This is a genomic window from Azospirillum sp. UENF 112521 (assembly GCF_058780665.1).
Map to the genome: position 1 here is coordinate 1,139,487 of NZ_JBSNCI010000002.1, position 25,095 is coordinate 1,164,581.

Below are 25,095 nucleotides of genomic sequence, written 5' to 3' on the forward strand. Positions count from 1 at the left end.
CCCACCCGATGCTGCGATCCGTCGCTGCCTCCAACCATTGAAAAAGGCCCCTGTTTGCGTCTACGGTCGCGCGTCCCCTTGGAGTGAGTGCATGCGCGATATCACCCCCGTCACGGTCGCACGCGGCGACGGCATCGGCTCGGAGATCATGGATGCCGTGCTTTATGTGATGAACGCGGCCGGCGCGCGTCTGAAGGTGGAAGAGGTTCCGGCCGGCGAGGCCGTCTACAAGCGGGGGCATCCTGGCGGGCTGGATGCCGCCGGCTGGGGCTCGATCCGCCGCACGCGGGTCTTCCTCAAGGGGCCGATCACCATGCCCCAGGGATACGGCAACAAGTCGCTGAACGTCGTCGCCCGCACCACGCTGGGTCTGTTCGCCAATGTCCGTCCCTGCGTTTCCTACCACCCCTATGTGCGGACCCGGCATCCGCGCATGGACGTGGTCATCATCCGCGAGAACGAGGAGGACCTCTACGCCGGCATCGAGCATCGCCAGACCGACGACGTGATCCAGTCGGTGAAGCTGATCTCGCGGCCGGGGTCGGAGCGCATCGTCCGCTACGCCTTCGACTTCGCCCGCTCCAACCACCGGCAAAAGGTGACGGCCTTCGTCAAGGACAACGTCATGAAGATGACGGACGGGCTGTTCCTGAAGATCTTCTACGAGATCGCGGCCGATTATCCGGAGATCAAGGCCGACCACATGATCGTCGACATCGGCGCCGCCCGTCTGGCCGACCAGCCGGAGCGCTTCGACGTCATCGTCACCCTGAACCTCTACGGCGACATCGTCTCCGACATCGCCGCCCAGCTGACCGGCTCGGTCGGGCTGGCCGGTTCCGCCAACATCGGCGAGACCTGCGCCATGTTCGAGGCGATCCACGGCTCGGCCCCGATGATCGCCGGGCAGGGCATCGCCAACCCCTCGGGCCTGCTGATGGCCGCCGTGATGATGCTGGTCCATATCGGCCAGGGCGACATCGCCGCCCGCATCCACAATGCGTGGCTGAAGACCATCGAGGACGGCATCCACACCGCCGACATCTACGCCCGCGGGCTGGGCCGGGTCCGCGCCGGCACCGCCGCCTTCGCCGAAGCGGTGGTGGAGCGGCTGGGCCAGACCCCGGTCACCATGCCGCCGGTGGGCTATTCCACCGCAAGGCCGGCCTATGACGGCATCAACCGGCTGTCCCCGCGCGTCCGCGCGCTGAAGGAACTGGTCGGGGTGGACATCTTCCTGCAATGGTCCGGCGGCCTGCCCGACGATCTGGCGGAGCTGGTGCTGCCGCTGTCGACCGATGCGTTGAAGCTGACCAGCATCTCCAACCGCTCGCAACGGGTCTGGCCGGACGGCAATGCCGACGTCTTCTGCACCGATCATTGGCGCTGCCGCTTCCTGGCGCAGCACGGTCCGGTGCAGCATGGCGCCATCGTCGAGCTGCTGGGCCGCCTGGCCGAGGCCAAGATCGACTTCACCCAGACCGAGAATCTCAGCAATTTCGACGGCAAGGCCGGCTTCTCCTCGCCGGGCCAGTGATCCGATGGGCGGCGTGGGAATAAAGCGGCGGGGCAGGGCGTCATGACAGACGACGACGCCATCCCCGGACCCGACATGAGCCCGCCCGACATCGACGACCGCGCCATCGCCGCGCATGTGCCGCGGCTCCGGCGTTATGCCACCGCCCTGGTGGGCAACCGGCCGGACGCCGACGATCTGGTGCAGGACTGCGTGGAGAAGGCGCTGGCCAACCGCCATGCGCTGCGTGACCCGTCGAAGCTCGGCGGCTGGCTGATGACGATCCTGCACAACCTGCACATCTCCAGCCAACGCGGCCGGCGGCGGCGCGGGGCCGAGGTGCCGGTGGAGGATCTGGCCGACGATCTGGCGCTGAGCGCCCCGCCAGCCGACCGCGGGGCGGTGCGCGATTTCGTCCGCGCCTTCGCCCAGCTCACCGACGAACACCGCACCATCCTGTTGCTGACGGGAATGGAGGGGCTGTCCTACCGCGAGGTGGCGGAGGTATTGGAATTGCCGATCGGGACGGTGATGTCGCGGCTGGCCCGGGCGCGCGAAAAATTGAGGCTCCTGCTGGACGGTGGTACCCAGCAGGTCGTCAGGAGGATCAAGTGATGAGCGGCATCAGCAATCCCGTGACCGAAGCCGAGCTGCATGCCTGGCTGGACGGCGAATTGCCGGAGGAACGGCTGGCCGCCGTCGAACGCCACCTCGCCGACTATCCGGAGGTCGCCCAGCGCTTCGAACGCTACCGTGCCCAGCGCTCCCTGTTGGGGCAGAGCTTCGGTCCGCTGATCGACCAGCCTCTGCCCGACCGCCTGACCCCGCCCTTCACCGCCCGCGACCATTCCGAAAAGCCGCTCCCGTCCCGTGGCCGTGCCGTCTGGTGGGGAACGGCGATTGCCGCCTCCCTTCTGGTGTTCCTCGCCGGCGGCGCCAGCGGCTGGGTGATGCGCGACCGCATCGGCGTGCGGGCCGAGCCGCCGACCGCCGCCTTCATCGCCGACGCCGTCGCGGCTCACCGCGTTTTCTCCGTCGAGGTCCGCCATCCGGTCGAGATCGGCGTTGAGGAGGAAGCGCATCTGGTCAACTGGCTGTCCAAGCGGCTGGGCAAGAATATGCGTTGCCCAAAAGTCACACGAGGGGGGTACCAACTGATCGGCGGCCGGCTTTTGGCCGATTCCGCTGGACCTGTTGCAATGTACATGTACGAGGATGCGGCCGGGCGTCGCATTACGTTGTATATCCGCCCCTCTCCCAACACCTCCGGTTCAGCGTTCCGGTTCGCCCAGGATGGCGGCGTCCGCGCTTTGTATTGGCAGGACAATGGGTTGGCTCTGGCCGTCGCCGGGGAAACCGATCGGGATACTCTGTCCGGCGTCGCCGAGGAGGTCTATGGTGCGCTGAATTCGTGAGTCTACCCACGGACTTATCAACAGGAATGTTGCCGCGCCCCCCTATCGTCCGCGGCCGTCATCTGGTAGCTTCCTCACCGGCTGGCACAAAATGTTGCGGCTTATGGAAAACGGCACTAGACCGTGACCTGTTTGCCACAGCATAACCGGACACCGGATCGGGAGTACTCGGGGATGAGTTGGACGGACGAGCGGATTCAACAGCTCAAGGACCTCTGGTCCCAGGGTTTGAGCGCGAGCGAGATCGCCGACATTCTGGGAGACATCACCCGCAACGCGGTCATCGGCAAGGCCCATCGACTGGGCTTGTCGGGCCGGCCGTCGCCCATCAAGAAGAAGCCGACCCGTGGCGCCACCATCCTCGCTCTGACGGAGCGGATGTGCAAATGGCCGGTCGGCGACCCCAAGCACCAGGATTTCCACTTCTGCGGCAAGACCGCCCTGCCGGGCATGCCCTATTGCGCGGAGCATGCCGCCCTGGCCTATCAGCCGGCGTCGGGCAGCAAGAAGCGTGAGGAAGACCGCAACGTCGGCGCTGCCTGACAGTCCGGCAAGATACCCAACAAAAAAGCCCGCTCTCGGGGGAGAGACGGGCTTTTTTGTTGGGTGATTTGTGGGCCGGCTGGTTGCGTGGGGAGGAACCCTACCGGACCTCCGCCGCATCGCGCAGCACCAGAACCATCCCCTTATGGCCGGCGACCAGCATCGCCGCCCCGGCCGGCCGATCCGGTCCCTCGACCGACCACAACGTGTCGCCGACGAAAACCCGGCCCTGTCCGTTGACGATCGGTTCGCTCAGCGTCAACGCACGGCCGACCAGTTGACCGGCGCGGTCGTTGATCCGGGCGGCATCGCTGTCCGACGACGCATTGCGGCGGCGCGCATGGACCATGGCGACGGCAACGGCAGCCCCGGCGGCGACGGTGAAGAATCCGGCCTCGTTGACCAGTCCCCAATCATGCCACAGTGCGGTGACCAGCCCGGTCAGCATCGCCGCCCCGCCGAACCAGATCAGGAACAGGCCGGGGATCACCAGCTCGGCCGCGATCAGCACGGCGCCCAACGCTCCCCAAAGCAGAGGTGACATCCGTCACTCCCCATCCGCAGCGGATGCGGTCGGCGGCACCGACCAGGGATTGCGCTTGGTGGCGGCGGGAGGCTCCGGCGGTCTCGGCGGGGTCGCGTCGCGCAGCAACTCGCCCAGACCCGACAGGGCACCCGCCACGCCGGCCAGTTCCACCGGCAGGATCATCGTCTTCTGGTTGGGAGAGGCGGCGAATGCCTTTAACGCCTCCATGTATTTCTGGCCGAGGAAGTAGCCCAGCGCCTGGTTAGAACCCTGGGCCACCGCTTCCGAAACCAGCCGCGTCGCCTTGGCTTCGGCCTCCGCCAGCCGTTCGCGCGCCTCCGCCTCCAGCTTGGCGGCTTCCAGCTTGCCCTGCGCGATGCGGATCTGGCTTTCCTTCTCGGCGTCGGCCTCAAGAATCTGGGCGCGGCGAAGGCGTTCGGCCTTCAACTGCCGGCCCATCGCCTGGACGATGTCGTCGGGCGGGGTGATGTCGCGCAACTCGATGCGGGTCACCCGCACACCCCAGGAGGCGGTCGCCTCGTCCACGGCACGCAGCAGGTTGGCGTTGATCGCCTCGCGCTGGCTCAGCAACTCGTCGAGGTCCATGGAGCCCATCACTGTCCGGGTGGTGGTCATCGCCAGCGTCTGGATCGCCCGTTGCAGGTCGTTGACCTCGTAGGTCGCCTTCATCGGGTCGAGCACCTGGAAGTAGAGCACCCCGTCCGCGGTCACTGCGGCATTGTCCTTGGTGATGACGCTCTGTGACGGCACGTCCACCACGGTCTCGCGCATATCCACCTTGGCCCGGATCGAGCTGATGACAGGAAAGATCACGTTGAAGCCGGGATGCAGGGTCTCCTGATAGCGGCCCAGCCGCTCGACGATGAAGTTGAAGCCCTGGGGGACCGTGCGGACGCTCGTGATCGCCAGAATGACGACCAGCACGAACGCCGCGATGACCAGAATGCCGAGTTCCATCAATCGCCGCTCCTGACATGGACGGGCGTCGTCGCAGACGCCCTCGCACCCCATCATGAGCCAATTCGGAGAAGCTGCAAATCCCGCCCCTGCCTCGACAGCGTGCCTCAGTAATCCCGGGTGTCGTGCTTTAGCCGCACCAGTTCGCCGTTCAACAGCGACAACATCAACTGCACCACCATTTCATGGACGATCACGGTGTGGTGGTTGCCGGTCTCCTGCATCGCCTTGCGCAGCGATTCCCGCACCGCGGGCACGCCGGTGACATCGATCAGTACATCCAGACCATCGCCCAGTTCCGCCAGATCGTGGAAGTTGGTGGTGGTCTTCACGCCCCGGTGTTCGGCAAGGCGCATGCCCGGCGCCGCCGGATCGAGATCCGCCACACCCAGCAGTTCGACGAAGGGAGCGGCCAGCAGCTTGCGCAGCAGCGGCGTTCCGGTCTCGCCGGCACCGATGACGGCGACGCGGAACAGATCGTTGGGCATCGGGTTCATTCCTTTTTGAATTCGGACAAGAAAAAAGCGGGGAGTCGAAACTCCCCGCTCGAACCCTAGCCGAGCCGCGGTCCGGTTTGACCCGGACGCGGCGTCGCACCCTGTGAAGAAAGCGCCGGCTGAAGAAAGCGCCGACCTTACGACCAGGCGGCCATCTTCTTTTCCAGGTTGTCCGACAGCTTGTCCAGGAACTGCTTCGTGGTCAGCCACGGCTGCTGCGGGCCGATCAGGATGGCGAGATCCTTGGTCATGAAGCCGGACTCGACGGTCTCGACGCAGACGCGCTCCAGGGTCTGGGCGAACTTGATCACGTCCGGAGTGTCATCGAACTTGCCGCGATAGGCCAGGCCCTGGGTCCAGGCATAGATCGAGGCGATCGGGTTGGTCGAGGTCTCCTTGCCCTTCTGGTGCTCGCGGTAGTGGCGGGTCACCGTGCCGTGGGCGGCCTCGGCCTCGACGGTCTTGCCGTCCGGCGTGACCAGGACCGAGGTCATCAGGCCCAGCGAGCCGAAGCCCTGCGCCACGACGTCCGACTCCACGTCGCCGTCGTAGTTCTTGCAGGCCCAGACGAAGCCGCCTTCCCACTTCAGGGCCGACGCGACCATGTCGTCGATCAGGCGGTGCTCGTAGACCAGGCCCTTGGCCTTGAACTGGTCGGCATAGGTCTCGTCGAAGACCTTCTGGAAGATGTCCTTGAAGCGGCCGTCATAGGCCTTCAGGATCGTGTTCTTCGTCGACAGGTAGACCGAGTAGCCGCGCTCCAGCCCGTACATGAAGCTGGAGTGGGCGAAGCCCTCGATCGAATCGTCGAGGTTGTACATGCCCATCGCCACGCCGGCGCTGGGATAGTCGAACACCTCATGCTCGATCTTCTGGCTGCCGTCGGCCGCTTCCCACTTGATCGTCATCTTGCCCGGGCCGGGGACGACGAAGTCGGTGGCCTTGTACTGGTCGCCGAAGGCGTGACGGCCGATGATGATCGGCTTGGTCCAGCCCGGAACGTAGCGCGGGACGTTCGAGCAGACGATCGGCTCGCGGAAGACGGTGCCGCCCAGGATGTTGCGGATCGTGCCGTTCGGCGACTTCCACATCTTCTTGAGGTTGAATTCCGTCACCCGCGCTTCGTCCGGGGTGATTGTCGCGCACTTGACGCCGACGCCATACTGCTTGATGGCGTTCGCGGACTCGACGGTGACCTTGTCATCGGTCTTGTCGCGGTTCTCGATGCCGAGGTCGTAATACTTCAGGTCGATGTCGAGGTAGGGCAGGATCAGCTTGTCTTTGATGAACTGCCAGATGATGCGCGTCATCTCGTCGCCGTCGAGTTCGACGACCGGATTGGCTACCTTGATCTTGGTCATGGGTGCGAGATCTCCCCGAACGGGTAAGGGCGTTGTCATTCCTTGGGAGCCGGGCGCGTCGTCCAGCGGGCGCTTGTTGCCGGGGAGCATGCCGCATGGGTGGCTCCCCGGTACCCCGGGCGGAAATCAATCGCGGTTATATAGCATCGCCCCGTGACGGAAAGGAAGGCGCGGCGGTGGTTCAGGCGTCGATGTCGCACGATTCCGCTTGCAACACGGCCCTGCGCCCGGCCATGATGGTCAATTGGTATTACCGGTTGGCTGGATTGTGGCCCTTTGACGGCGGAATGCCGTGCCGGGGCCGCAAATCCGACGACTGGAGCGGTCAGGTTGCCGACTCCGGTGTGCGGGAGGGCCGCCGTTCCACCGGATGACCGGCCGACGCACCGGCAAGGTCGCGCTCCGCATTCAGCATGTAGTCGCGGGTCAGGGGCACCGCTCCCTGCGAGCGTGCAACCTGGACCTGGAACACCATGTGCCCCTGCAGGCGGAAGGCCAGCTCGGCACCGGCCAGATAGAATTCCCACATGCGGCAGAACCGCTCGTCGTACAGGGACTTGGCCTCCTCCCAGCGGTCGAGGAAGCGGGCACGCCAGTGGCGCAGCGTTTCGGCGTAATGCAGGCGCAGCACCTCCAGGTCGGTGGCGAACAGGCCGGACCGTTCGATGACCGGCAGCACCTCCGACAGGGCAGGGGAGTAGCCGCCGGGGAAGATGTATTTGCGGATCCAGGGGTTGGTGCTCGCCGGTCCGTCGAGCCGGCCGATGGAGTGGATCAGCGCCACCCCCTCGTCGTTCAGCATCTCGCGTACCGCCGAGAAGTAATCGCGGTAATGCGGCACGCCGACATGCTCGAACATGCCGACCGAGACGATACGGTCGAAGGCTCCCCGATGGGCGGCGGCGAATTCGCGATAGTCGCGCAAATCGAAGGTGACCCGGTCGGCCAACCCCGCTTCCTCCGCCCGACGGCGGGCGACCGCCAGCTGTTCGGACGACAGGGTGATGCCGGTCACCCGTGCCCCGGTGTGCCGCGCCAGAAAGAGCGCCATGCCGCCCCAGCCGCAGCCGATGTCGAGCACCCGCATGCCCGGCACGATCAGCAGCTTGGCCGCGATGTGCCGCTTCTTGGCCTCCTGCGCCTCGTCCAGCGATAGTCCCGGCTCCGGGAAATAGGCGCAGGAATACTGCATGTCCCGGTCGAGGAAGAGTTGATAGAACTGGCGTGACAGGTTGTAGTGGTGTTCCACATTCTGCCGCGACCGCTGCATCGGGTTGTATTGCTGCACACGGCGCAGCATTGGAGACAGCGTTTCCAACGCCCGGCCCAGCGCACCCTGCACCTCGGCGCCGCTCATCAGCATCGCCAGCAGGTCGTAGATGGTGCCGCCCTCGATTGAAAAGCGGCCGTCCATATAGGCTTCGCCAAAACGCAGGCGGGGATTGATCAGCAGGTCACGCTCGACCTTGCGGTCATGGAGGCGAAGGGTCAGATGTGGAGGGCCGGAGCCAATCCGGTGATGCTTTCCATCGGCCGTAACAAGATTCAGGGTTCCGTCGCCCTTGGCGGCGGCAAGCAGACGAACCAGCAGCATGCCGAACTCCTTCCGCGGTGCCGTCCAAGCATCGCGCGCAAGGCGGGGTGCGACAATTCGTCAATCGGTCAGAGCTGCTACCCAATTGGGCATTGCTGCCCTATGCGCTGAGTTATGTGCGGCGACGCTCGCCGAGGACCTGAATGCGGAAAACCGCCCGGCCCCTGGTGGGGCGGGCGGCTCCCGGACGAGCGGTGCGACGGTGCCGCGAAAACCCCGAAGACCTCTTCGGGACTGCCGCGGCAGAAGGGCTATCAGCCCTCCTCTTCCTCGGTCGCGGTCTCTTCGACGAAGGTCTCTTCTTCCTCGTCGTCGTCGCGCAGGTCGGCGGCGGTGATCATGCCGCCGCGCTGGGCCTGCAGCTCGGCCTCTTCAGCCGAACGGGCGACGTTGACCGTGACCGTGATCGACACTTCCGGGTGCAGGACCAGGCGCAGCTTGAACAGACCCAGGGTCTTGATCGGGGTGTCGATCTGGACCTGCTTGCGGTCGGTCTTGTAGCCGGCGGCGGTCAGCGCGTCGGAGACGTCGCGGGTGGTCACGGAGCCGTACAGGACGCCGGTCTCGGCGGCCTGACGGATCACGACGACCGTCACGTTGTCCATCTTGGTCGCGACATGCTCGGCGTCCTTGCGGCGCTCGAGGTTCACGGCCTCAAGGTGGGCCTTCTGCTTCTCGAAGACAGCCAGGTTCGCCTTGGTGGCGCGCATGGCCTTCCGCTGCGGCAGCAGATAGTTGCGGGCGAAGCCGGGGCGCACATTGACGACCTGGCCCATCTGGCCGAGCTTCTCGACCCGCTCCAGCAGAATAACTTCCATCACTCGTCCTCCTGACCGGGGGCCGCGGGGGAAAACCGGCGGCGCAGCCCGATCCATTGCTCGATCATGCCCAGGCCGACCAAAAGCAGGATCGGCCACCCGAAGAGAAACAGCATCATGTAGAAGCCAACCAGGATCAGCGTTCGCGCCGATTTGCTGCTGGCGAATACATGAACCACCGAAAGCCCGGCGAAGGCGAACGGGATTGCCAGGATCAGGGCCAGATTGACCGCCAGGAACCCGACGGTTCCCGGTACGGCCGATGCCGCCGCCACCGACACCGCGAACAGCGGCGCCAACCAGCTCGGCAGTTCCAGCTCTGCCAGACGCATGGCAGGGCGCCGGTTGCGGCCGAACCGCATCAGCGCCCCCTGCGCCAGCACCGCGTTGACGATCGTCATGACAAGCCATGAGACCGCAACCAGTCCTGGCAGGACGGCCGCCACCCAGAATGCCTCGGGATCCGGAGCCGGCTGGCCCTGCGAGCGGAACGCCGGCTCGACAACTCGGGCCAGGGTCTGCCGCATCAGCCCTTCCAACCCACCGGGCTGGTCGAGCGTCAGGATCACCGCGGCGAGCAACGCCGCCACGCCCATCCCGGTCAGGCCCATCAGGACCCGGCCGGGCGGATACCATTCAAGGGAACCATCCTCCCGCGAGCGCGCCAGCAGCGACTGCCGCACCACCAGGATCGCCGGGGCAGCCCCGGTCACCAGGTAGGACAGCGCAACCAGCATGCTGCCGGAGGTGCCCAGCATCACCGCGGCGGCACCGGCCAGACCGGCCAGCGCCACCACCGGAACCCCCAGCCACAGTCCCGTCAGGAACAGGGGCAGGGGGGCCAGATAGCCCAGGATCAGCGCACCCATCCCGCCGAACGTGACCGACAGGTAGAAGAACGCGCTCGCCAGACCGCCGCCGACGGCGACCACCAGCGGAACGGCCGGACCCAAGGCCATGGAAACCCCTTGAAGAACCTTCACCGAAACAATTCGGCCGTTGCCGGGCTTACTTCACCACGTAGGGGAGAAGGGCCAGGAAACGGGCGCGCTTGATGGCGCGGGCCAGTTCGCGCTGCTTCTTCGTCGAGACCGCGGTGATGCGGCTCGGGACGATCTTCCCGCGCTCGGAGATGAAGCGGGACAGCAGCTTGACGTCCTTGTAGTCGATCGCCGGGGCGTTCGCGCCCGAGAACGGGCAGGTCTTGCGGCGACGGAAGAACGGGCGGCGAGCGCCGCCGGTGCGGGCCGGAGCGCCCGTGGTCTGCTTGTCGGACATTTACGCGGACTCCCCTTCGGCGGCGGCAACGTTTTCCTGGCGACGCGGCGGACGCGGGCCACGGTCGTCGAAGCGACGCGGACCACGATCGCCACGCTCGCCGCGCTCACCACGCTCGTTGCGGCTCTGCATCATCGCCGACGGGTTGGCGTCGAGTTCGTCGACACGCACGGTCATGAAGCGCAGCACGTCTTCGCTGATGCTCATGTTCCGCTCCATCTCGGCGACGGCAGCGGCCGGCGCGTCGATGTTGAAGAGGGTGTAGTGACCCTTGCGGTTCTTCTTAATCTTGTAGGTGAGGGTCTTCAGACCCCAGTATTCGCTCTTGGCGATCGTGCCGCCGTTGTCGCGAACGATCTGGGCAAACTGCTCAGAGAGCTGCTCGGCCTGGGCGGCCGAAATGTCCTGGCGCGCGATCAGCACGCACTCATAAAGTGCCATTGCACTCCCCATGGCTGTTCATGGTCCGGCGCTGCGCCCCATCCCTCATGGATCGGATCAGCCGCCCGGGCCTAGCCGGCGGCGGACCGACGGCAAGGAGTTATGAAGCGGCGCAGTATGCACAGGCCGGCGGTGGTAGCAAGTGGAAAACCTTCCCACCTTTTGGAAAATCTATGTCGGCCATAGGGTGTTGTCCGGATGAACGGGGGTGCTGCCCGGATGAACACCGCTGCGCTTGCCGGGAATGGGCTGGGTAGGGGTGGGGCAAGGGTGGATATCGCGCGGGATACGGTCCGGCGCATTTGACCGAAGTGCAATACACTGCCCCAGGCGCCATGTTGCGACTGCCGTTCCCGGCGGAGCTATGCGTCGAATCGCCCACGCATGCTCCGCCGGCGGCATCACAGCCCGGTGCCTGGAGTAGCCATGCGCAAGAACATGTTGCCGTACCATGTCGTGGAACTGAGGGGGTTGGCCTGCATCCTGCTGGTCGCCTATCACGTGGTCGGCATTCCCGGATCCGGAATGCAGGTGGCGGAGGGGTCGATCTACCGCTACGCCACCGACAGCTTCGAGCTGATCCGTATGCCGCTCTTCACCTTCATCTCAGGCTTGGTCTATGCCCTGAACCCGGCCCGGAGCGACCGGCTGAAGACCTTCTTCGTCAAGAAGCTTCGCCGCCTGGGCTTCCCGTTCCTGGTGGTATCCGCCATCTTCTATTTCCTGCAGACGCATGCACCGGGCGCGAACGGAAGCTTCGTCCCCGAGTCGATGTGGCAGATCTACGTCTACCCCTATGCCCATTTCTGGTATTTGCAGGCGCTTTTCCTGATCTTCTCCGTCGTGGCGCTGCTCGACGCGCTCCATGCCATGGACAGGCCGGGCGGATTCGTGCTGGCAATGGCCGCAGCGGTGGCGGCCTGCCTGACGGTCCATGTCGAATCGAACATCCTTTCGATCAACGAGGCCTGCTTCCTGTTGCCGCACTTCCTGTTCGGGGTGGGCGTCACACGGTTCCGGGCGATGGTTCCGCGGCAGACGATGCAGGCGGCGGCCGGTGCTGCACTTGCCCTCGGTGTCGCGCTTCATCAGGCGTCGCTGTGGGGGTATCTGCCCCATTTCGGCTGGAACAGCGGCGTTGCCCTGTTGTGCGGCATGGGGGGAGCGGTGACGCTGCTGCATGCCATGCCGTCGAGCCGGATTTTCCGGACCGTCGGCGGCTCCTCCTATGCGATCTACCTGCATCATGCCCTGTTCGCCGCCGGCACGCGGGTGGTGCTGCACCATGTGGAGGCTCCGGACGGCGTGATTTTCTGGGGGGCTCTGCTTTCCGGCCTGATCGGCCCGATGGTGCTGGAGATGCTGGCGCAGGTCAGGCCATGGACCAGGGTGGCGCTGATGGGCAAGGCATGACCGCAGGCCTTTGATTTGCACTGCGGCAAACGGTGCAAGACCCGGTGGGCGGCACCTCTGTGCGAGCCCACGAACAACCCCTTCGGAATGGCGGTTTTTCGTGGGCTTTCTGCCTCAATACGTGGCGTTTTATCGCACCATTGTCGCTTTGGTCATCGCGCGTCGCTTGACTTGCTCAAAAGTGAGGGTATGACTGTCGCCCAATCCATGGTGCCGCCGCAGGGGCGGGGCGCATTCATCCAGGGTTTCACCGAAGCATGACCAGGGCGTTCGTCTTTCCGGGGCAGGGCAGCCAGGCCGTCGGCATGGGCCGCGAACTCGCCGAGGCGTTCGAAGTCGCTCGTCACACCTTTGAAGAGGTGGACGACGCGCTGAACCAGCGGCTGTCGCGCCTGATGGTCGAGGGCCCCGAGGCCGATCTGACCCTGACCGAAAACGCCCAGCCCGCCCTGATGGCGGTCAGCGTCGCGGTGATGCGGGTGCTGGCGAGCGAGGGCGGTGTCGATCTGTCCAAGCATGCCACCTTCGTCGCCGGCCATTCGCTGGGCGAGTATTCGGCGCTGTGCGCTGCCGGCGCCTTCTCGCTGGGCGACACCGCGCGCCTGCTGAAGCTGCGCGGCCAGGCGATGCAGAAGGCCGTTCCGGTCGGCAAGGGCGCCATGGCGGCCTTGCTGGGTGCCGATCTGGACCAGGCGCAGGGGATTGCCGCCGACGCGGCCCAGGGCGAGGTGTGCAGCATCGCCAACGACAATTCGGTCGGGCAGGTGGTGATTTCCGGCAGTGCCGACGCCATCGACCGTGCCATCGCGCTGGCGGCGGAACGTGGTCTGAAGCGCTCCGTGCGTCTGCCGGTGTCCGCTCCCTTCCATTGCTCGCTGATGCAGCCGGCCGCCGACGCGATGGCGGAGGCTCTGGCGAACGTCACGATTTCCGCGCCGGTGATTCCGGTGGTTGCCAACGTCACCGCTTCGGCGGTGTCCGATCCAAACGCCATCCGCCGCCTGCTGGTCGAGCAGGTAACCGGCATGGTCCGCTGGCGTGAATGCGTGCTCTATATGAAGGAGCAGGGCGTCGAACGGCTGGTCGAGGTCGGATCGGGCAAGGTGCTCGCCGGGCTGACCAAGCGCATCGACAAGGATATGGCGGCGGTGTCGGTCGGTACCCCGGCCGATGTCGAGTCGTTCCTGAAAACCCTGTGATTGTATCAGCACTCTGATAAATCAGCGTCATGAGGCCATCCATGTTTGACCTGACCGGCAAGTCGGCCCTCGTCACCGGCGCGTCCGGCGGCATCGGCGCGTCGATCGCCCGTGCGCTGCACGCCCAGGGCGCCGCCGTCGCGCTGTCCGGCACCCGCGTCGCCCCGCTGGAGGCCCTGGCCGCCGAACTGGGCGAGCGCGCCTTCGTCGTGCCCGGCAACCTGTCGGAAGCCGCCGCAACCGAGCAGCTGTTCAAGGACGCCGAGGCGGCGCTTGGCAAGGTCGACATCCTCGTCAACAATGCCGGCCTGACCCGCGACCAGATCGCCATGCGCCTGAAGGACGAGGACTGGCAGTCGGTGATCGACGTGAACCTGACGGCGGCCTTCCGCCTGTCGCGGGCCGCCATGCGCGGCATGATGAAGCGCCGCTGGGGCCGCATCATCAACATCACGTCGATCGTCGGCGTCACCGGCAACGCGGGGCAGGCGAACTACGCCGCCTCCAAGGCCGGCCTGATCGGCATGTCGAAATCGCTGGCGGCCGAACTGGGCTCGCGCAGCATCACCGTCAATTGCGTCGCGCCGGGCTTCATCGCCACGGCCATGACCGACGCCCTGAACGACGAGCAGAAGCAGAAGCTGCTCCCGTCTATCCCGGCCGGCCGCATGGGCCAGTCGGACGAGATCGCCGCCGGGGTCGTGTACCTCGCGAGCGAGGAGGCCGCCTACGTCACCGGCCAGACGCTGCATATCAACGGCGGCATGGCTATGATCTGATGAGGATCAGACGGGGCGGCATCGCCACGTGTGAAGAACGGCGCCAACCAGGGTCCCTCGCGGGTGCTGGTCAAGGCTGCTGAAATGTGTTATCGGACGGGGCTTTTCGCGGCAGGACGGCACGTTCTTCGCGTGTTGCTCCGACCGGATTATCCCGAGCGGTTTCAAGGATTGGAAGGTCTTAAAAGATGAGCGACATCGCCGAGCGCGTGAAGAAGATCGTTGTGGACCACCTGGGTGTCGAGGAGTCGAAGGTGGTGGAGAACGCCTCCTTCATCGACGATCTGGGCGCTGACAGCCTCGACACCGTCGAGCTGGTCATGGCCTTCGAGGAAGAGTTCGGTGTCGAGATCCCGGACGACGCCGCGGAGAAGATCCTGTCGGTGAAGGACGCCATCGACTTCATCAAGGCCAACGCCGCCGCCTGATCGGGCCGCGGGCATTGAGCCCCCGAGGGCCAGGCAAACCGCATTTGCAACACCAGCAGCGCGGGGCCTGGCCGTCGACGACCAGATCGTCGACAGTTTATTCGAGGAAAGGTCAAGGAACAGCCTCATGAGACGTGTCGTCGTCACCGGACTCGGTATGGTCACGCCGCTCGGCGTCGGCCACACGCTGAACTGGGAGCGGCTGATTTCCGCAACGTCGGGAATCCGCGGCATCACGGGGTTCGACGCTTCGGACCTGGCCTCCAAAGTCGCCGGGCAGGTCCCGCGCGGAAACGGTGAGGGCGAATTCAACGCCGACACCTTCATTCCGCCGAAGGACCAGCGGAAGATGGATGATTTCATCATCTTCGCCATCGCCGCGGCGCAGGAAGCAATCAAGGATTCGGGTTGGGTTCCCCAGACCGATGAGGAGCGCGAGCGGACCGGCGTCATGGTCGGTTCGGGCATCGGCGGCCTTCCGGGCATCGCCGACGGCGCCGTCACCCTGCACGAAAAGGGCCCGCGCCGCCTGTCGCCCTTCTTCATCCCGGCCTGCCTGATCAATCTGGCCTCCGGCCATATTTCGATCCAGCACGGCTTCAAGGGCCCCAACCATGCGGTCGTCACCGCCTGCTCGACCGGCGCGCACGCCATCGGCGACGCTGCCCGTCTGATCATGTGGGACGATGCCGACATCATGGTCGCCGGCGGTACGGAGGCGGCGGTCAGCCGTCTCGGCGTCGGCGGCTTCGCCGCCATGCGCGCGCTGTCCACCAACTTCAACGACACGCCCGAAAAGGCGTCGCGCCCTTATGACAAGGACCGCGACGGCTTCGTCATCGGCGAGGGTGCCGGTGTCGTCGTGCTGGAGGAACTGGAGCACGCGAAGAAGCGCGGCGCCACCATCTATGCCGAAGTCGTCGGTTACGGCATGTCCGGCGACGCGCACCACATCTCCGCTCCGGCGGAAGACGGCAATGGCGGTTTCCGCGCCATGAAGGCCGCGTTGAAGCGCGCCGGGATGAACCCGTCCGATGTGGATTACGTCAACGCCCACGGCACTTCGACGCCGCTCGGCGACGAGATCGAGCTGGGTGCGGTGAAGCGCCTGTTCGGCGACGCCATGGACAATCTGGCGATGTCCTCCACCAAGTCGGCCATCGGCCACCTGCTGGGGGCCGCCGGTGCGGTCGAAGCGATCTACTCGATCAAGGCGATCAACCACGGCATTGTGCCGCCCACGCTCAATCTGGAGAATCCGTCCGAGAGCTGCCTGGGCGTCAATCTGGTGCCGAAGGTGGCGCAGGAGCGCCGCGTGCGCGCCGCACTGTCGAACTCCTTCGGGTTCGGCGGCACCAATGCCTCGCTGGTGTTCAAGGAATTTGCGTAAACGAAGCGCCGCACCCGCGTTGCGGTCTGCAGTCTTCAAGAGGTGAGCGATGGGCTGGGGTCTCCGGATTTTTGCGGGGACGCTGGTCCTCGCTGTCGGTGCGGCGGGCGGAGTCGGCGTCTGGGGCTACCAGCGCTATTCGGCCCCCGGACCGTTGGAGCAATCCGAAACGGTCGTCATCCCGCGTGGCAGCGGGCTGGAGGCCATTGCCATCACGCTGGGCGACTCCGGCGTGATCGGTTCGCCGCTGGTGTTCGCCGCCGCGGCCAAGCTGTCCGGCACCTTCCGTGAACTGAAGGCCGGCGAATACCAGTTCCCCGCGGGAATCAGCATCGAAGGCGTCCTGGAGCAGATGCGCCAGGGCCGCACCGTTGTGCGTCGCTTCACCGTGCCGGAAGGGCTGACCTCCGCCCAGGTGGTCGCACTGCTCGCACGGGAAACCGGACTGACCGGCGATCTGCCCAAGCCGCCGAAGGAAGGCTCCCTTCTGCCGGAGACCTACCACTTCGCCTATGGCGACAGCCGCGCCGCTCTGATCGAGCGGATGCAGACGGCGATGACCCAGGCGCTTGCGGAGGCCTGGAAGAACCGCGACCAGAATTTGCCGTTCGAAACGCCGCAGCAGGCGTTGACTCTCGCCTCCATCGTCGAGAAGGAGACCGGCATCGCTGCGGAGCGGCCGCGGGTGGCGGGGGTTTTCGTCAACCGGCTGGAAGCCGGCATGAAGCTGCAGTCCGATCCGACGGTGATCTACGCGCTGACCGATGGCAGCGGCGAGCTGGGACGGGCACTGACCCGCAATGACTGGAAGTTCGAGTCGCCCTACAACACCTATGTCACCACCGGCCTGCCGCCGGGGCCCATCGCCAATCCGGGCAAGGCCTCGATCCAGGCGGTGATGAAGCCCGAACGGCACGAATTCCTGTATTTTGTCGCCGACGGCACCGGCGGCCACGTCTTCGCCAAGTCGCTGGCCGACCACAACCGCAACGTCACCAAATGGCGCGAGGTCCAGCAGAGCCGCCAGCCCGAGCACGGCGAAACGTCATCGGAGTGACGGCCGATTGATCGGGCGGAGGGCCGATAACGTTTCGCCTTGTTGCGCGCATTCGAGGAATTCGGCAGTCTTTGCATTGCAGCAAAACTGACCACCATTCCCCGGGGAGATGTAATGAGTGTGGATGTCGAAAAGCGCATCCGTGATCGCGCCTATGCGATCTGGCTGGAAGAGGGCTGTCCCCATGGCCGCGATGCCGACCATTGGGTCCAGGCAGAACGCGCGGTCCTGGCCGAAGCGGTTGCCGTTCCCGATCACGCGCCGGTCGTTGCCGTGGTGAAGGCTCCGCGCAAGACCACCAACGCCAAGCCGCGCGGTGTGGTGAAGCCCGCTGAAGCGGAAGCCGTGCCTGCCGAGCCCCCGAAGACGCGCAAGCCGCGGACCCGCAAGGCGGTCACCGCCTGATCTGTCGCGGCCTGACCGGTCGCAGGATGGCTTCCGGGGTCAGGCGGCGTTCGAAGCCTGCGGCAATTGCAGGTTGGAAATGACCATCACCCCGGCGGTCGTGCCGTAAGACTTGCGGGCGGCGCGCAGGGCCTCCAGCGCTTCCGCAAGGCTTTCCTCGGCGAAGCCCGGAGCCAGCCCGGCCAGTTCCCGCTCCGTCAAATCGATGAAGGCGTCCAGCAGGCGCGCGTGGATGCGGCTGGCCAGGCGGACTTCATCGGCGACCTTCTGTGCGGGCATGGGGAACTCCCTTGGTGTCGTGTGGGTCTAATGTTCGGTAGAGCGTCTTCTCGGGATCGAGCGTTCCCGCAAACCGATTAGGCATGGAATAGGGTTAAAAGAACTTTAAATGCCATGTAATCCCGGCTGGGATTAAGAATTACCACTTCGGAGACTGCGGCCAGGCGGGCCTGGGCAGAAGCATGCGGCGCCGGAAACGCTTCCCAGTCTCACTCCCTATTCAGAATTTCGGCAAAGGCCAAGCTTCAGCCGGCCTGAAAGCGCGACACCTGACGTCGTGTTTCATCGGCGAGGCGGGAGAGGTGCACCATCGTCGCGGCGATCTCCTCCGACGCGGCGGCATTCTTGGAGGCGACGGTACGCACGCTCTCAACCGACCGCTCGATCTCGCGGACGGAGGCCTGCTGTTCTTCCATGGCGACCGCAACCGACTGAAAGGCGCCGTCGATGCGGTCGACCCGTTCGGCCAGACCGTCCATCCGGCGCCGCGCCTGTTCGGTGACGGCTTTGCCCTCTTCGGCCAGTGCGGCGGCGGCCTCGACGATCTCGGCAATCTGGCGGGCGCTTTCGACGGCGTTGTCGGCGAGCTTGCCGACCTCTTCGGCGACCACCTCGAAGCCCTTGCCCTGCTCACCGGCGCGGGCGGCCTCGATGGAGGCATTGACCGACAGGATGTTGGTCTTCACTGCGATCTGGGTGATCGCCTCGGTGATGCGGCCGATGCGGCGGCTGTTGTCGGCGATGGTCTGCGAGACGCGCAGCAGCCGCGCCATGTCCTGCCGTCCACCGTCGGCGAAGTCGGCGGCATCCTTCACCATGTCGGACGCATCGCGTGTGCTGTCGGTGACATGGGCGATGGCGCGGGCCGATTGTCCGACCGCGGTCGCCACCTGATCCAGATCGTCGGTCTGTTCGGAGGCGCCGTCCGACACATGGGCGATGGCGGTGCTGGCCTGCCCGGCGGCGACGGCGACCTGGGTCGCCTGCTCGCCGATGGTGTGGAAGGCCGTGCCGGTTTCCTGCAGTAGGGCCACCATCTCGCCATACGCCCCATGAAAGTCCGGGGTTTGCTGCGCCCCGACCGTCTCGGGCGATCCCACCGGCTTGCCGGACAGCCTGTGCATCTCGCCATGCAGTCCGTGCAGCACCCGGATGACGGTGGCGACGGCACGGCCGATGGATCCCAGCTCGTCCTGCCGGCCGGTGTTCGGCACCGCCACCGTCAGATCGCCGTCCGACAGGCGCTGGACCGCCGCGGTGGTGGCGGCGATGGGGCCGGTCAGGCTGCGGGCGATCAGGATGGACAGGATCGTGCCGGCGGCCAGCGCGCCGAGCGCGCCGCTCCACAACAGCATGACTGCACGCGACCGCCCGGCCTCGCGCTCGGCCGTCTGGGCCGCCACCAGCTGCGTCACCTGATCGTTGACGATCCTGGCGGCGTCGCGCATGGCGTCCCGCGCGGCGTTGCGCCGTACGACGATGTCGGCCACCAGCAGGAACTCCGTCTCCACCCCCATGATGGCGGCGGTCAGCTTCTCCGACTCGCGCAGCGCTTCCCCGTCGTTGGCCGCCTTGCGGACATCGCCGACGACCGCCAGCAGCCGGTCGATGCTGGCGCTGAGGGAGTTGCGGCCTGAACCGCCATGGTCGATCAGGAACTGTTGCACATCCAGCAGAGCGCCACGGGTGTCCTGGATCAGCCGCCCGGCGATGGCGACCAGCAGCGCCGAGGATTCCAGCGCCGTCACCGCCGCACGGTCGCCGGGGTCCGCTTTCACCCGCGCCAGCGCGTCGGCATAGCGTGCCGATTGCTCGTGCGTCAGCGTCTGGGCGATCACCAGCAGGGCGGCGGTCTGCTTGCGCAGCTTTGCCAGGCTGGCGAAGCGGTCGACCTCCAGCCCGACCACCTCGTCGAAGGATTTGCGATAGGCCGCCAGCTTTTCCAACGCCTCGCGCAACGCTTCCGGGGGGACCGCGTGATCGGGCAGGGCCAGCAGAGCCTCGGCCTCCGTCCTCAACTGGTCCGTCAGTTGCCGTACCCGCCGGCTGGCCGAAGGGTCGACGTCCAGCAGGTAGCGCGATTCCTCCTGCCGGGCGCTGTACAGCAGGGTGTCCAGACGGGCGGTCTGGGCGGCGATCTCCACCCGCGAGGCGTAGGTGTTCAGCCCGCTCCAGCCGACGACGGCGACGGCGAGCGTCAGCAGCAGGACGGCGGCGAAGCCCAGGGCGATGCGGGTGGCGATGGACATGCCGGTGGGGGTCCGATCAAGGCCGCCCCTTGGGCGGCGCCGGGTTGAGCGATGGGCGGACGGCGGAAGCCCCGCGTGATCTGCGGCATCCCGGTCCATCTGCCGGATTCACCTTGCTTCGGTTGGGGTGCATCCGGCAAGTCATAAGGGTGGCGTGCGGTCTCCGCGAGATGTCGCGGGATGCCGCTGGTCGTTCGTAAGGAGTCTGTACCGCGATGTCCCTTCCGGCCAGCTTGCGGATCCTTCCCCGCTTCGGACTCGCCGTTCTTCTGCCCGCGGCAGCAGCGCTCGTTCCCCTTCTGCTTCCCCAGGCGGTTCCGGATGCCGCGCCGCAGACCGTCTGGCTCGCCACAGGCGGTACGCTCGCCCTGGCGCTGCTGATCGGCTGTGTCCTGGCGTTCGATCTGTCGGACGCGATGACGCGGCTGGAGGCGGCCGCGGACCGCCTCGCCGCCGGAACGCCGGACCCCGGGATGCCGGCTCTTGGGATGCGGAACGATGCATCCGCGTTGTCCGTCCGCGGCGACGAGGCCGGAGGCATTGCCGCGGCGCTCGCCCGTGTCGTGCGGACCCAGGACAGCCTGCATGCGACCCTCCGCCGCCTGACGCATGAGGCCGACGGCGACGCACCGGCCGCAACGCCTCTCCCCGGCCGCTATGGCGAGATGGCGGCGCTGGTGGAGGATGCTCGTGCCTCCTTCCGGAACATCGGCCAGCAGGCGGCCCAGGTCGCCGTCGCCGCCGGGCAGGCCAGCACCGCGGTGTCGCAGGTCGCCGACGGTGCCGCCATCCAGACCGAGGATCTCGACCGGGTGGTGAACGCGGTCGGCCGCTCCGTCCGGGCCATCGCCGACGTCACCGACAGCACCCGCGCCGCCTCCGACATGGTGCGGGTCACCGCCGGATTCGCCGACCGCGGCAAGGCGGAGATGGCGCGGCTGGTCCGTGTTTCCCAGACCATCGGGGACAACAGCCGCCGCATCGGCCGCATCACCGAGGCGATCACCCAGATCGCGGTGAAGACCAACATCCTGTCGGTCAACGCCTCCATCGAGGCCGCCCGCGCCGGCGAGCAGGGCAAGGGCTTCGAGGTGGTCGCCGAGGAGGTCGGCAAGCTCGCCGACAACGCCGTCGAGAGCGCCCGCCAGATCGCCGAGATCGTCGAGGCCGCCGCCGCGATGGCGGAGGAGGGGATGGCTGCCACGGCGGAAGTGGTGCAGATGATGGACGGCATCGCCGAACGGGTCACACAGATCGACCGCATGGTCCAGTCGGTCGCCGCGGCCATGGCCCACCAGCAGGACCATATCGTCGAGATCGAATCGAACGTCGGCAACATCCGCACCGTCGCCTCCAAGAACGCTGCCGCGTCGGAGGAGATCACCGCGACCATGGTCCATCTGTCCCGGCTGGCCGACGACACGCGGCGGCTGGCCGAACGCTTCCGGGCGTCGTGACCGGCGGCGCCGCTCCTCCTGAGTCCGGGTCGGATGGACCGCTGCACGATCTGGTGCGGCGGCTGCTGGAGGATGTCCGGCGCAAGGCGGGGATTCGCCACGACCGCCCGCTGGAGCGCAAGCTGGTGCGCATCCTGGCGGCGATGCCGCTGGCGGTGCTGGAGGACTGGGTGGCGCAGATCGAAGGGGCGCCGGCCGACAGCCCGGACTGGTTGAGCCTGATCGAGAATCTGACGATCCACGAAACCTATTTCTTCCGCGACCTGCCGCATCACGCCTATCTGCGCGGCCATCTGCTGCCGCGCCTGATCGCCGAACGCGCCACGACCCGAAATTTGCGGCTGTGGAGTGCCGGCTGCGCCACCGGGGAGGAAGCCTACGGTCTCGCCATCGTGACGCTGGAGGCCCTGGCCGACGCCGGGCAGGCACGCCGTACCGCACAGGGGCTGGAAACCGACTGGACCGTCGAGGTTCTCGGCACGGACCTCAGCCGCATCGCCGTGCGGCAGGCCGCCAATGCCTGCTATGGCGGCGAGGGGTTGGGGCCCTTCCGCGAAATGCCGTCGGACTATGAAAACTGGTTCGTCCCGCTGGGGGCGGAGGCGCCGCTGCACCGGCGGGTGCATGGCGATGCCCGCCGGGTGGTGCGCTTCGCCCGCCACAATCTGATGGACGCCGACTTGCCGGATGAGGTGCCGGCCGGTGGCTTCGATCTCGTGTCCTGCCGCAACGTCATGATCTATTTCGACGACGACAGCCGCGAACGGGCGCTCTCCCTGCTGACCGCGGCGGTGGCGCCGGGCGGCTGGCTGGTTCTCGGCACCACCGACCGGCTGCCGGACGACTGTTGCCGGAGCAATGGCTTCGAACGCCATCGCGGCGACCGCGCGCTCGCTTACCGGCGGAGAGAGGCGGCGGCATGACGACCTGCGGCTATCTCACCTTCGACATCGCCGGCACGCCCTTCGCCGTCGCCGCCGATCGGGTGGAGGAGGTGGCGGAGCCGACCGGCATCACCCGGCTGCCCTTCGCCCCGCCGCAGGTGGAGGGGCTGGCGAATGTCGCCGGTCGCATCCTGCCGGTGCTGGACGTCACCGGCTACCCGTCGCTGCGGCTGGCCTGGGGCGGCGGACGGCGCGGCGGACTGCTGATCGTGCTGCGCGCCGGAACCGGCGTGCTGGCACTCCGCGCCGGCCGCATCGGCGGCACGTTGACGGCGGAGCGGGTGGAGCTGTGCGCGGCGGAGCCGGAGGATTGCGGAACACCGGTGGCCGGCCGGCTGCGCCATGGCGACCGGTCCCTGCGGTTGCTCGATCCCGATCTGATGCGGCTGGGGCGCGGCGGGGCGCTCGCCGTTCCGGGGCTGGCGGATGCCGATGCGCTGTCCGGCGGTGCAGCGGAGCCGCCCGACCCGTCGCGCGAGCGCGCCAGCATCCGCCTGCTGATGGTGGAGGTCGCCGGCCAACCCCATGCGCTGGAAATGGACGATCTGCTGCTGGTCTTCCCCCTCGGCGACCTGCGTCCGCTACCCCATGCGCCGGCACTGGTGCGGGGCGTGGCGCGGGTGCAGAAGCGGTCGATCCTGGTCACCGATCCGCTCGGTGCCGGTGCCGGCGCCGGTATCGGGGATCGGCCCGGCGGCTACGCCGTCGTCCTGCGGACGCGGCGGGGGCCGGTGGGCGTCCGGGTGGACGGGGTGCGGGGCGTGGTGCGCGTGCCGCTGGACCGCCTGCGCGCGGGCGAGGCCGGGACGGCGGCCCGGATCTTGGATTACGATGGACTCTGGCTCGACGTGAGGAGCGTGGCGCGCATGCTGGGCGATCAACTCGACGACATCGGCCGCTTCGTACCCGAGGGTAGCGATCCCGACGACGATCTGGCGGAAAGCCGCCTGCCGCGCCGCTTCTACCGCCGCTTCCTCACCCTGGTGGTGGAGGCCCGCATCTATGCGCTGGAGTTCGAGAAGGTCCGCCGCGTGGTGGAGGTGTCCGACCGGCTGCGTTTGCCACAGGGCGCCGAAAGCTTCGACGGGCTGACCGATGTTGACGGCCGCATCCTCCCGGTTCTCGATCTCCGCCGGTTGCTGGCGCGGGCGCCGGTCGGCGCGCCTCCTGCCACGCCCGGCATCGCCGTTCTGGTAGAGATCGACGGCGGGACCGTGGCGGTGATCGCCGACGAGATCCAACGCATCCGCAAGATCGACAGCGAGGATGTCGACCCGCTGTCCGACCGCCTGACCGCCGCGGTGATCCGCCTGGACAATGCCCTGATCCCGGTTCTGCGGCCCGAGGGGTTGACCGCCGCCGCGGCTGCCGGCACCAGGGTGCTGCCCATCGGAGACGCCCGGAGCGAGGTTGCCGCGCCATGACCGACCCGCGCATCCGCCTGCTGGTGGTGGACGACCAGCAATTTCGTCCGCATCGCGCTGCGCAAGATGCTGGAGCCGGCGCCCGACATCGAGATCGTCGGCGAGGCGCGCAACGGTGCCGAGGCCTTGCGCCTGTCGCGGAAGCTGAAGCCGCATGTGGTGGCCATGGACCTGAACATGCCGGTCATGGACGGAATCGAATCGGTTCAGGCCATCGCCGCGGAAAAGGGCCCGCCCTGCATCATGGTTTCCAACGAAACGTCGGAGGGGGCGGCCGCCACCATCCGGGCGCTGGAAACCGGGGCGGTGGATTTCATCTGCAAGAACAGCTCCTTCATCACCTTCGACATGGCGTCCATCGAACGCCAGCTGACCGAGAAGGTGCGCCACTGGGGCCGCTGGCGCATGGCGCTGACGGGGGAGCGGGCCGCCGATTCCGTTCCGGCTTCCGTGGCCGAGCCCGCACCCGAACCGCCTCCGTCTCTGCGTCCGTCCGTCCGCGGACACCGCCCCGACCTCGTCGTCATCGGCGTGTCCACCGGCGGGCCGGTGGCGCTGGCGGAGTTGCTGGGCGCGCTCGGACCGCTGCCCTGTCCGCTGGTGGTGGCGCAGCACATGCCGGCCAGCTTCACCGCCGGTTTCGCCGCGTCGCTCGCCCGGTCGCTCGGCCGGCCGGTGGGGGAGGGGGCCGACGGTGAGACGCTCGACCCCGCGGCCGTCACCATCCTGCGTGGCGGCGGCGACTGGGCCGTGCGCCGCAGCACCTCCGGCCGCTTCACCCTGCATGCCGCCGACCCGGCCGGCGCCATCTACCACCCCTCGGCCGACCGGCTCTTCCGCAGCGCCGCGGAAGCGGCGGAGTCGCCGGTCGCCGTCGTCTTGACCGGCATGGGCGACGACGGCAGCAACGGTGCGACGGCCTTCGCGGAACGCCGCTTTCCCGTTCTGATCCAGGATCCGGCGACCTGCGCGGTCGACGGCATGCCCAGGGCGGCAATCCGTGCCGGTATCGCCACGGAGGTGTTGCCGGTTACGTCAATCGCCCGCAAGCTGAACGCTCTCTTCACACTCTCCTGACAATCGGGAAGACCCCGGAAGCCGACA

26 protein-coding genes are annotated in these 25,095 nt (G+C 67.0%); 15 read left to right on the plus strand and 11 right to left on the minus strand.

Annotated features, from left to right (window positions below; all coding sequences use genetic code 11):
* The first annotated feature begins 91 nt into the window (after positions 1–91).
* The 4 genes from ACWPN8_RS07680 (at position 92) to ACWPN8_RS07695 (ending at position 3,474) form a co-directional block, all read left to right on the plus strand.
* The gene (locus ACWPN8_RS07680) at positions 92–1,537 is read left to right on the plus strand and encodes an NADP-dependent isocitrate dehydrogenase (RefSeq protein WP_109449406.1); all 1,446 of its coding nucleotides are present in this window, start codon (positions 92–94) and stop codon (positions 1,535–1,537) included.
* Positions 1,538–1,579: 42 nt separating this feature from the next.
* Positions 1,580–2,131, plus strand: a complete 552-nt coding sequence (locus tag ACWPN8_RS07685) for an RNA polymerase sigma factor (protein ID WP_109449404.1) — start codon at positions 1,580–1,582, stop codon at positions 2,129–2,131.
* Complete coding sequence (locus tag ACWPN8_RS07690) at positions 2,131–2,931, plus strand: anti-sigma factor family protein (protein WP_492240402.1); 801 nt, start codon at positions 2,131–2,133, stop codon at positions 2,929–2,931. Before ACWPN8_RS07685 ends, ACWPN8_RS07690 begins: the two co-directional genes overlap by 1 nt.
* Before the next feature lie 174 nt (positions 2,932–3,105).
* Positions 3,106–3,474, plus strand: a complete 369-nt coding sequence (locus tag ACWPN8_RS07695) for a GcrA family cell cycle regulator (RefSeq protein ID WP_109047672.1) — start codon at positions 3,106–3,108, stop codon at positions 3,472–3,474.
* Between the two features lie 100 nt (positions 3,475–3,574).
* On the opposite strand, the gene ACWPN8_RS07700 is transcribed toward ACWPN8_RS07695, so the two are convergent.
* The 9 genes from ACWPN8_RS07700 to rpsF all read right to left on the minus strand — a co-directional run bounded on the left by ACWPN8_RS07700 (position 3,575) and on the right by rpsF (position 10,967).
* Complete coding sequence (locus ACWPN8_RS07700; protein WP_492240403.1) at positions 3,575–4,018, minus strand: NfeD family protein; 444 nt, start codon at positions 4,016–4,018, stop codon at positions 3,575–3,577.
* Between the two features lie 3 nt (positions 4,019–4,021).
* A complete protein-coding gene (locus ACWPN8_RS07705) occupies positions 4,022–4,978 on the minus strand; it encodes an SPFH domain-containing protein (protein ID WP_109449398.1) in 957 nt (318 codons plus the stop codon).
* Positions 4,979–5,085: 107 nt separating this feature from the next.
* Positions 5,086–5,466: an oxidoreductase gene (locus ACWPN8_RS07710; protein WP_492240404.1), complete on the minus strand. Its 381-nt coding sequence runs from the start codon at positions 5,464–5,466 to the stop codon at positions 5,086–5,088.
* Between the two features lie 146 nt (positions 5,467–5,612).
* On the minus strand, positions 5,613–6,836 hold the full coding sequence (locus tag ACWPN8_RS07715) for an NADP-dependent isocitrate dehydrogenase (RefSeq protein WP_109449394.1): 1,224 nt from the start codon (positions 6,834–6,836) through the stop codon (positions 5,613–5,615).
* Between the two features lie 325 nt (positions 6,837–7,161).
* Positions 7,162–8,430 (minus strand): class I SAM-dependent methyltransferase, encoded by a 1,269-nt coding sequence (locus ACWPN8_RS07720; protein WP_492240405.1) that lies wholly within the window; start codon positions 8,428–8,430, stop codon positions 7,162–7,164.
* 254 nt (positions 8,431–8,684) lie between these two features.
* A complete protein-coding gene (rplI, locus tag ACWPN8_RS07725) occupies positions 8,685–9,248 on the minus strand; it encodes a 50S ribosomal protein L9 (RefSeq protein ID WP_109449392.1) in 564 nt (187 codons plus the stop codon).
* Positions 9,248–10,207 (minus strand): DUF2232 domain-containing protein, encoded by a 960-nt coding sequence (locus tag ACWPN8_RS07730; RefSeq protein WP_109449390.1) that lies wholly within the window; start codon positions 10,205–10,207, stop codon positions 9,248–9,250. Before ACWPN8_RS07730 ends, rplI begins: the two co-directional genes overlap by 1 nt.
* Positions 10,208–10,256: 49 nt before the next feature.
* Positions 10,257–10,526: a 30S ribosomal protein S18 gene (gene rpsR / locus ACWPN8_RS07735; protein ID WP_012974291.1), complete on the minus strand. Its 270-nt coding sequence runs from the start codon at positions 10,524–10,526 to the stop codon at positions 10,257–10,259.
* A complete protein-coding gene (gene rpsF / locus ACWPN8_RS07740; RefSeq protein WP_109047679.1) occupies positions 10,527–10,967 on the minus strand; it encodes a 30S ribosomal protein S6 in 441 nt (146 codons plus the stop codon).
* A 426-nt stretch (positions 10,968–11,393) separates the two neighbouring features.
* Between rpsF and ACWPN8_RS07745 the strand changes: the two genes are divergently transcribed.
* The 7 genes from ACWPN8_RS07745 (at position 11,394) to ACWPN8_RS07775 (ending at position 17,638) form a co-directional block, all read left to right on the plus strand.
* On the plus strand, positions 11,394–12,380 hold the full coding sequence (locus tag ACWPN8_RS07745; protein WP_492240406.1) for an acyltransferase family protein: 987 nt from the start codon (positions 11,394–11,396) through the stop codon (positions 12,378–12,380).
* A 257-nt stretch (positions 12,381–12,637) separates the two neighbouring features.
* The gene (gene fabD, locus ACWPN8_RS07750) at positions 12,638–13,579 is read left to right on the plus strand and encodes an ACP S-malonyltransferase (RefSeq protein WP_492240408.1); all 942 of its coding nucleotides are present in this window, start codon (positions 12,638–12,640) and stop codon (positions 13,577–13,579) included.
* A gap of 41 nt (positions 13,580–13,620) precedes the next feature.
* Complete coding sequence (gene fabG, locus ACWPN8_RS07755) at positions 13,621–14,358, plus strand: 3-oxoacyl-[acyl-carrier-protein] reductase (RefSeq protein ID WP_492240409.1); 738 nt, start codon at positions 13,621–13,623, stop codon at positions 14,356–14,358.
* Between the two features lie 188 nt (positions 14,359–14,546).
* A complete protein-coding gene (locus ACWPN8_RS07760; RefSeq protein WP_014247969.1) occupies positions 14,547–14,786 on the plus strand; it encodes an acyl carrier protein in 240 nt (79 codons plus the stop codon).
* 127 nt (positions 14,787–14,913) lie between these two features.
* On the plus strand, positions 14,914–16,176 hold the full coding sequence (fabF, locus tag ACWPN8_RS07765; protein WP_109449382.1) for a beta-ketoacyl-ACP synthase II: 1,263 nt from the start codon (positions 14,914–14,916) through the stop codon (positions 16,174–16,176).
* A gap of 49 nt (positions 16,177–16,225) precedes the next feature.
* Complete coding sequence (mltG, locus tag ACWPN8_RS07770) at positions 16,226–17,233, plus strand: endolytic transglycosylase MltG (protein ID WP_492240411.1); 1,008 nt, start codon at positions 16,226–16,228, stop codon at positions 17,231–17,233.
* 114 nt (positions 17,234–17,347) lie between these two features.
* Positions 17,348–17,638, plus strand: coding sequence for a DUF2934 domain-containing protein (locus tag ACWPN8_RS07775; protein ID WP_109449378.1), 291 nt, complete (start codon positions 17,348–17,350; stop codon positions 17,636–17,638).
* A gap of 39 nt (positions 17,639–17,677) precedes the next feature.
* Here ACWPN8_RS07775 and ACWPN8_RS07780 read toward each other — a convergent pair whose 3' ends face one another.
* A complete protein-coding gene (locus tag ACWPN8_RS07780; RefSeq protein WP_109449376.1) occupies positions 17,678–17,917 on the minus strand; it encodes a hypothetical protein in 240 nt (79 codons plus the stop codon).
* Positions 17,918–18,162: 245 nt separating this feature from the next.
* Positions 18,163–20,166, minus strand: coding sequence for a methyl-accepting chemotaxis protein (locus ACWPN8_RS07785; RefSeq protein WP_492240412.1), 2,004 nt, complete (start codon positions 20,164–20,166; stop codon positions 18,163–18,165).
* A gap of 215 nt (positions 20,167–20,381) precedes the next feature.
* Here ACWPN8_RS07785 and ACWPN8_RS07790 point away from each other — a divergent pair, with 215 nt between their 5' ends.
* From ACWPN8_RS07790 to ACWPN8_RS07805, 4 genes are all read left to right on the plus strand, one after another.
* Positions 20,382–21,623: a methyl-accepting chemotaxis protein gene (locus ACWPN8_RS07790; RefSeq protein ID WP_492240413.1), complete on the plus strand. Its 1,242-nt coding sequence runs from the start codon at positions 20,382–20,384 to the stop codon at positions 21,621–21,623.
* Positions 21,620–22,546 carry a CheR family methyltransferase gene (locus tag ACWPN8_RS07795; protein WP_492240415.1) on the plus strand — a complete coding sequence of 309 codons (927 nt, stop codon included), beginning with the start codon at positions 21,620–21,622 and terminating at the stop codon, positions 22,544–22,546. Before ACWPN8_RS07790 ends, ACWPN8_RS07795 begins: the two co-directional genes overlap by 4 nt.
* Positions 22,543–23,991, plus strand: coding sequence for a chemotaxis protein CheW (locus ACWPN8_RS07800; RefSeq protein ID WP_492240417.1), 1,449 nt, complete (start codon positions 22,543–22,545; stop codon positions 23,989–23,991). The genes ACWPN8_RS07795 and ACWPN8_RS07800 overlap by 4 nt, the downstream gene beginning before the upstream one ends.
* 66 nt (positions 23,992–24,057) lie before the next feature.
* Positions 24,058–25,068: a chemotaxis protein CheB gene (locus tag ACWPN8_RS07805; protein WP_492240418.1), complete on the plus strand. Its 1,011-nt coding sequence runs from the start codon at positions 24,058–24,060 to the stop codon at positions 25,066–25,068.
* Positions 25,069–25,095: the final 27 nt, after the last annotated feature.

Bases quoted from the DNA above. Each gene is read 5' to 3' on its own strand.
- ACWPN8_RS07730 (WP_109449390.1), bottom strand. From the start codon at position 10,207: ATGGCCTTGGGTCCGGCCGTTCCGCTGGTGGTCGCCGTCGGCGGCGGT.
- ACWPN8_RS07710 (WP_492240404.1), bottom strand. From the start codon at position 5,466: ATGCCCAACGATCTGTTCCGCGTCGCCGTCATCGGTGCCGGCGAGACC.
- fabD (WP_492240408.1), top strand. From the start codon at position 12,638: ATGACCAGGGCGTTCGTCTTTCCGGGGCAGGGCAGCCAGGCCGTCGGC.
- ACWPN8_RS07745 (WP_492240406.1), top strand. From the start codon at position 11,394: ATGCGCAAGAACATGTTGCCGTACCATGTCGTGGAACTGAGGGGGTTG.
- ACWPN8_RS07790 (WP_492240413.1), top strand. From the start codon at position 20,382: ATGTCCCTTCCGGCCAGCTTGCGGATCCTTCCCCGCTTCGGACTCGCC.
- rpsR (WP_012974291.1), bottom strand. From the start codon at position 10,526: ATGTCCGACAAGCAGACCACGGGCGCTCCGGCCCGCACCGGCGGCGCT.
- fabF (WP_109449382.1), top strand. From the start codon at position 14,914: ATGAGACGTGTCGTCGTCACCGGACTCGGTATGGTCACGCCGCTCGGC.
- mltG (WP_492240411.1), top strand. From the start codon at position 16,226: ATGGGCTGGGGTCTCCGGATTTTTGCGGGGACGCTGGTCCTCGCTGTC.
- ACWPN8_RS07705 (WP_109449398.1), bottom strand. From the start codon at position 4,978: ATGGAACTCGGCATTCTGGTCATCGCGGCGTTCGTGCTGGTCGTCATT.
- fabG (WP_492240409.1), top strand. From the start codon at position 13,621: ATGTTTGACCTGACCGGCAAGTCGGCCCTCGTCACCGGCGCGTCCGGC.
- ACWPN8_RS07680 (WP_109449406.1), top strand. From the start codon at position 92: ATGCGCGATATCACCCCCGTCACGGTCGCACGCGGCGACGGCATCGGC.
- ACWPN8_RS07695 (WP_109047672.1), top strand. From the start codon at position 3,106: ATGAGTTGGACGGACGAGCGGATTCAACAGCTCAAGGACCTCTGGTCC.
- ACWPN8_RS07780 (WP_109449376.1), bottom strand. From the start codon at position 17,917: ATGCCCGCACAGAAGGTCGCCGATGAAGTCCGCCTGGCCAGCCGCATC.
- ACWPN8_RS07685 (WP_109449404.1), top strand. From the start codon at position 1,580: ATGACAGACGACGACGCCATCCCCGGACCCGACATGAGCCCGCCCGAC.
- ACWPN8_RS07720 (WP_492240405.1), bottom strand. From the start codon at position 8,430: ATGCTGCTGGTTCGTCTGCTTGCCGCCGCCAAGGGCGACGGAACCCTG.
- ACWPN8_RS07715 (WP_109449394.1), bottom strand. From the start codon at position 6,836: ATGACCAAGATCAAGGTAGCCAATCCGGTCGTCGAACTCGACGGCGAC.
- ACWPN8_RS07785 (WP_492240412.1), bottom strand. From the start codon at position 20,166: ATGTCCATCGCCACCCGCATCGCCCTGGGCTTCGCCGCCGTCCTGCTG.
- ACWPN8_RS07690 (WP_492240402.1), top strand. From the start codon at position 2,131: ATGAGCGGCATCAGCAATCCCGTGACCGAAGCCGAGCTGCATGCCTGG.
- rplI (WP_109449392.1), bottom strand. From the start codon at position 9,248: ATGGAAGTTATTCTGCTGGAGCGGGTCGAGAAGCTCGGCCAGATGGGC.
- ACWPN8_RS07800 (WP_492240417.1), top strand. From the start codon at position 22,543: ATGACGACCTGCGGCTATCTCACCTTCGACATCGCCGGCACGCCCTTC.
- ACWPN8_RS07805 (WP_492240418.1), top strand. From the start codon at position 24,058: ATGCTGGAGCCGGCGCCCGACATCGAGATCGTCGGCGAGGCGCGCAAC.
- ACWPN8_RS07775 (WP_109449378.1), top strand. From the start codon at position 17,348: ATGAGTGTGGATGTCGAAAAGCGCATCCGTGATCGCGCCTATGCGATC.
- ACWPN8_RS07760 (WP_014247969.1), top strand. From the start codon at position 14,547: ATGAGCGACATCGCCGAGCGCGTGAAGAAGATCGTTGTGGACCACCTG.
- ACWPN8_RS07700 (WP_492240403.1), bottom strand. From the start codon at position 4,018: ATGTCACCTCTGCTTTGGGGAGCGTTGGGCGCCGTGCTGATCGCGGCC.
- rpsF (WP_109047679.1), bottom strand. From the start codon at position 10,967: ATGGCACTTTATGAGTGCGTGCTGATCGCGCGCCAGGACATTTCGGCC.